The sequence below is a fragment of the Sphingopyxis sp. genome, assembly GCF_036402335.1.
GTDB lineage: Bacteria > Pseudomonadota > Alphaproteobacteria > Sphingomonadales > Sphingomonadaceae > Sphingopyxis.
In genome coordinates this window covers 1-4,833 of the sequence record NZ_DASWTD010000665.1, presented here as the reverse complement: position 1 = coordinate 4,833, position 4,833 = coordinate 1, and the positions used below count along the sequence as shown (strand labels likewise).

Sequence of the window (4,833 nt, the reverse complement as noted above, 5' to 3'; positions counted from 1 at the left end):
CATCGTCATCATCGGCATGTTCATCAGCATTACCTTCGTCGCCGATCATGGCACGATGGGCATGGTCGCCGGCTATCTGTCGATGCTGGTCGCGTTGCTGTTCGTTTTCATCGGCGTGAAGCGTTACCGCGATATCAACCTAGGCGGTGTGATCGGCTTCTGGAAGGCGCTCGGCGTCGGGCTTGGTATCGGTCTTGTCGCGGCGCTGTTCTATGTCCTCGGCTGGGAACTCTATATGTGGCAGACCGGCGGGACGTTCATGGCGGACTATATCGCCCAGAGCGTCGATGATATGCGCGCCGCCGGCAAACCAGCGGCCGAGATAGCGGCCTTTTCGGCTGAGATGGGGGCGATGGCGGAGCAATATAAAAATCCGCTGTTCCGCATGGCACTGACGCTGACCGAGATATTCCCGGTTGCCTTGCTGGTGTCGCTCGTGTCGGCGGGACTGCTGCGGAAGAGCAGCTTCATGCCGGCGGTGCAGCCGCGGGGATAGGGGGCGACGGGAAGATGGCCGGCGCGGTCTTCTTCCCATCCCCGCTTCTTGCCGCTATGGGCGCGGCATGACTGACTTGCACCTTCATCCTTCGCTGCGCGAACCCGCGCAAACGTCCAAGGCCTGGCCGTTCGAGGAAGCGCGCAAGCTGGTCAAACGCTATCCGGAGGGCAAGCCCGGAGGCGAAGCGATCATTTTCGAGACCGGCTATGGCCCGTCGGGCCTCCCGCATATCGGTACCTTCAACGAAGTGCTGCGCACGACGATGGTTCGCCGCGCCTATGAAGCGATCACGGGCGGCGCGCCGACGCGGCTCGTGGCGTTCAGCGACGACATGGACGGGCTGCGCAAGGTTCCCGACAATGTGCCGAACGGCGACATGCTGCGCGAATATCTGGGCAAGCCGCTCACCGCTATTCCCGATCCGTTCGGGAAGTATGAGAGTTTTGCACATCATAACAACGCGATGCTGCGCGAGTTTCTCGACCGTTTTGGCTTCGAATATGAATTCGTGAGCTCGACCGAGCGGTACAAGGCGGGCGCGTTCGACGATGCGCTGCGCAATGTCCTCCGCCATAATCAAGACATCCTCGACATCATGCTGCCGACGCTGCGCGCCGAGCGCGCCGCGACCTATTCGCCGATCCTGCCGGTGAGCCCCACATCGGGGATCGTGCTGCAGGTGCCGGTGACCGTCGTCGATGCCGATGCCGGCCTCGTCTCTTTCGAGGACGCGGGCGAGACGATCACGCACTCGATCCTCGGTGGCGGCGCGAAGCTGCAGTGGAAGGTCGACTGGGCGATGCGCTGGGTCGCGCTCGGCGTCGATTACGAGATGTATGGCAAGGATCTGACCGACAGCGGCGTCCAGTCGGGCAAGATTGCCAAGGCACTCGGCGGGCGCAAGCCCGAGGGGCTGATCTACGAAATGTTTCTCGACGAAAAGGGCGAGAAGATTTCGAAGTCGAAGGGCAATGGCCTCTCGATCGAGGAATGGTTGAGCTATGGCAGCGAGGAAAGCCTGGCTTTCTTCGCCTTCCGCGAGCCGAAGGCGGCGAAGCAGCTGCATATCGGCGTCGTGCCGAAGGCGGTCGACGAATATCTCCAGATGCGCGGCAATTATCCGGCGCAGGACGACGACAAGAAGCTCGGCAACCCCGTGCATCATGTCCATGTCGCGCGCGGGCAGGATGTGCCGGCGACCGAACTGCCGGTGACGTTCGGGCTGCTGCTCAACCTCGTCGGGGTGATGGGTGCCGATGCGTCGAAGGATCAGATCTGGCGCTACCTCGGTCAATATGTCGAGGGGGCGAATGCCGCCAGCTATCCCGAGCTCGACCGGCTGATCGACAATGCGATGGCGTACAACCGCGACTTCGTCGCGCCGACGCTGAGCCGGCGCAAGCCGCAGGATGGCGAGGGCGCGGCATTGCAGGAACTCGACGCGAAGCTCGCGGCGCTGCCCGCCGATGCGTCGGCCGACGATATTCAGAATATCGTGTACGAGATTGGCAAGAACGAGGCCTATGGCTTTGAAAATCTGCGCGATTGGTTCAAGGCGCTCTACGAGACACTGCTCGGGTCGAGCGCCGGGCCACGGATGGGGAGCTTCATCGCGCTCTTCGGCATCGACAACACGCGGCGGCTGATCGCCGAGGCGCTTGCGTAAATTCCGTTCGCATCGAGCGAAGTCGAGATTCCCCTCGGCCTGGCTCGATGCCGATGGGTGTCTCGACTTCGCTCGACACGAGCGGGAATTAGGAGTGGCTTCGATGACCGCAGAACCCGCCTTCCAACTCGCGCAGATCAATATCGGCCGCTTTCGCCTGCCGCCCGACCATGTCGCGAACCGCGATTTCATGGACGCGCTTGACCATGTGAACGCGGTCGCCGAAGCCGCCGACGGTTTCATCTGGCGGCTGACGGGCGACGGCAATAATGCGACCGACGTGCCGGTAACCGACGATCCGCACCTGATCGCCAACATGTCGGTGTGGCGCGATATCGACGCGCTTGCCGCCTATGTCTACCGGACGCCCGACCATCTGACGATCATGAAGCGGCGCAAGGAGTGGTTCGACCATATGGCAGCCTATCAGGCGCTCTGGTGGGTCCCGGCGGGGCATCGCCCGACGGTGGCAGAAGGGATGGCGCGGATCGCGACGATCGAAGCGAATGGGCCGACCGCCGAGGCTTTCACCTTCAAACGCCCCTTTGCCGCCCCCGACGGCACCCCGGCGCTCCCGGTGCAGGACGAATGTGCATGATCGACATTTTCACGACCGGCGGGACGATCGACAAGGTCTATTTCGACGCCTTGTCGGAGTTCCAGATCGGCCCCGCGGCGATCCCCGACATGCTGTGCGAGAATAATGTCCATGTCCCGCACCGCGTGACGCAGCTGATGCGCAAGGACAGCCTCGAGCTCGACGATGCCGACCGCGAGACGATCCGCGCGGCGGTCGCCGCGAGCGATGCCGACCGCATCCTCGTCACGCACGGGACCGACACGATGGTCGTCACCGGCCGCGTGCTGGCGGGAATCGCGGGCAAGACGATCGTGATGACGGGGGCGATGCAGCCCGCGTCGGTGCGTGCGAGCGATGCCGAATTCAACGTCGGCTTCGCGCTGGCGGCGGCGCAGACCTTGCCACCCGGGGTCTATGTCGCGATGAACGGGATGATCTTCGACCCCGAAAAGACGGTCAAGGACCGTGCGGGGCAACGCTTCGTCGCCGAATAGAGGTCAGCCTTTGGCGGTCACTTGCCGCAGGACAGCGGCATAATTCGGCGCAATGGTCATCGAGTCGTGCCGCCCGGCGCGGCCCAGCGCCGCATGCACCTCGGGCAATCGATAGCAGGGCACGCCCATGAACAGGTGGTGCTCGGCGTGATAATTCACCCAATATGGAGCGACCGTCGCACGGGCGATCCAGCCTGCGCGGGTTGTCCTCGCATGGGTGAAGGGATCGTCGCTGCCCGTCGTTGTGCAGGCATGTTCGGCAATGTTGCGGATGCGCAGATAGAGCTGGAAGGTCGTAGCGAGTCCCGCCAGCCAGAGCAGATACGGCGTCCAGCCATAGAACGCGAGCGAAACGGTGAGCAGGACCGCCTGTACGACGAGGAAGCGACCGACCGCACGCGCGACGGCCATGGCGCCGGTGACGTCGACCGTTGGTGACGTCATGCCGTCGTCGGACTGCTTGTTGAACGGCGTCCCGGCCTTGGTGCTCTTGCCGCCCTTTTCGACCTTTTCACCGCGCAGCATGGCTTTCAGGCCGACGAACGCAAATCCGAACTGCGCGGCGCGCTGCTTGAAGAAGGTCTGGCCGGTCAGGTCGCGGAGCACCTTGCGCCACAGGCTGGCGCGTGTCGTGGGAAAGGGTTTCGACAGCGACAGGTCGGGGTCCTCGGGCTGCTGGGTGAATTTGTGATGCTGGAGATGATAGGTACGGTACGCGATGAGGTCCGATCCGACCGCGGCACCGGTGAGCCATTGGCCCATGAAATTATTGGTTTTCCGGTTCGGATGCAGCGCCCCGTGTGCGGCGTCGTGCATCAGGATGGCGAGCCCGAGCTGGCGCCCGCCGACAAAGGCGACGGCGAGCAGCCATGCGGCGGGATTTTGCGACCAGGCGGCCAGTCCCACCAGCGCAACGCTGACGATCCACGCGTGCGCGACGAGCCAGATTCCGCGCCACCGTGACGCGCGGGTGATCGCCGACCATTGGCTGCGGTCGAAGAAACGGTCGGGCGGGAGGAGGCGGACGGCGGGCACGGCGCATCCTATCAAGTTGCGAACCGAAACGTAACCCCTTCCGTTTTGGCACAATATCGGCGGAAATCAGGCGGCTCGGGTAAGGATTTGGCAACCCCTTTCGGACAGGGGTCGGGCGGGACCAGTCGGGCAGGAATATCGGAAAATTGGGGGTTCGGCATAACAGTATCAGGCCGGCGGCCAGAGACGCGGCAGGGGACGAATCGCTGTTCGATTCGCCGGAGTTTGTCGCACGCCTGATGCGCGTCGCCCAACTGTGGCACTATGTGCTGATCAGCCGCGTCCTTGCGTTCGTAACCTTTGCTTTCATACCCGGCGTCGCCGGCTTCCTCGATCATCCGTCGCAGTGGCTGGTGATGGCTGCGGGCCTGTCATGCGACCTTGTGCTGACGGTGGTCGGGCAGGCGATGCGCCGCCCGCGCGGTCTGTCGCAGCAAAGGCTGCGAATGCTGGTGATGGCGTGCATGGGGTTGATCGCGCTGGGCAGCCTGCTCAACGCCGCAGCGATGTTCGCGGCGATCGCGGAGCCCGACGGCAGCCTTTATTTCGACGCCTTCAC

Annotated in this window: 5 protein-coding genes and 1 pseudogene; 5 read left to right on the top strand and 1 reads right to left on the bottom strand. The window is 63.6% G+C overall.

Features of this window, described 5'->3' with window-relative positions:
• The 4 genes from VGD20_RS21390 to VGD20_RS21375 form a co-directional block, all read left to right on the top strand.
• The coding region (locus VGD20_RS21390) for a DUF4199 domain-containing protein (protein WP_331136387.1) at positions 1 to 496 on the top strand (496 nt) is incomplete at its 5' end.
• Between the two features lie 67 nt (positions 497 to 563).
• The gene (locus VGD20_RS21385) at positions 564 to 2,165 is read left to right on the top strand and encodes a lysine--tRNA ligase (protein ID WP_331136386.1); all 1,602 of its coding nucleotides are present in this window, start codon (positions 564 to 566) and stop codon (positions 2,163 to 2,165) included.
• 103 nt (positions 2,166 to 2,268) lie between these two features.
• Positions 2,269 to 2,763, top strand: coding sequence for a DUF3291 domain-containing protein (locus tag VGD20_RS21380; RefSeq protein ID WP_331136385.1), 495 nt, complete (start codon positions 2,269 to 2,271; stop codon positions 2,761 to 2,763).
• Positions 2,760 to 3,239, top strand: a complete 480-nt coding sequence (locus tag VGD20_RS21375; protein WP_331136384.1) for an asparaginase domain-containing protein — start codon at positions 2,760 to 2,762, stop codon at positions 3,237 to 3,239. The genes VGD20_RS21380 and VGD20_RS21375 overlap by 4 nt, the downstream gene beginning before the upstream one ends.
• A 3-nt stretch (positions 3,240 to 3,242) precedes the next feature.
• Here VGD20_RS21375 and VGD20_RS21370 read toward each other — a convergent pair whose 3' ends face one another.
• The gene (locus VGD20_RS21370) at positions 3,243 to 4,274 is read right to left on the bottom strand and encodes a fatty acid desaturase family protein (RefSeq protein WP_331136383.1); all 1,032 of its coding nucleotides are present in this window, start codon (positions 4,272 to 4,274) and stop codon (positions 3,243 to 3,245) included.
• 239 nt (positions 4,275 to 4,513) lie between these two features.
• On the opposite strand from VGD20_RS21370, the pseudogene VGD20_RS21365 reads away from it, so the two are divergent.
• Positions 4,514 to 4,833: pseudogene (locus VGD20_RS21365) on the top strand (diguanylate cyclase); the annotation flags it as partial.